This window comes from Nocardioides humilatus (assembly GCF_008373755.1).
Lineage (GTDB): Bacteria > Actinomycetota > Actinomycetes > Propionibacteriales > Nocardioidaceae > Nocardioides > Nocardioides humilatus.
On sequence record NZ_VUJV01000023.1, the window covers coordinates 1 to 367 of the forward strand.

The window sequence follows — 367 nt, forward strand, 5'->3', positions numbered from 1 at the left end:
TTTTTTTTTTTTTTTTTTTTTTTTTTAAGAATGCTCGTTTATTACATTATTCATGAACATATAACAGTGCCTTTGGTCGTTTAGAAAGGTGTAATGAACCACGAGTAGATGTCAGGAAGACCGGCGACTTCACCATCGTGTCCAACGGCCTTGCGGTCTCCCGAGGCGTTCACGATCGTACCGAGCTCCAAGGCATCGTTGAATTCGCGGTTGTAGATGAAGAACAGGACGTCGTTTTCGTACTTGGCGGGCTGGAAGAACCATTGCTCCCTGGTGCTGTCAGCGCTGTTGCCGCCGTATACAACACGGTCACGACTGTTGCAGTTGCAAGTCGTCGTACTCATCTTCAAGTACTGGTTGTACTTAG

The 367-nt window shown here is 46.3% G+C and carries 1 protein-coding gene; it reads right to left on the minus strand.

The features are described from left to right. Positions 1–80 precede the first annotated feature (80 nt). On the minus strand, positions 81–367 hold a 287-nt coding region (locus tag F0U44_RS23870), incomplete at its 5' end, for a hypothetical protein (RefSeq protein ID WP_149730575.1).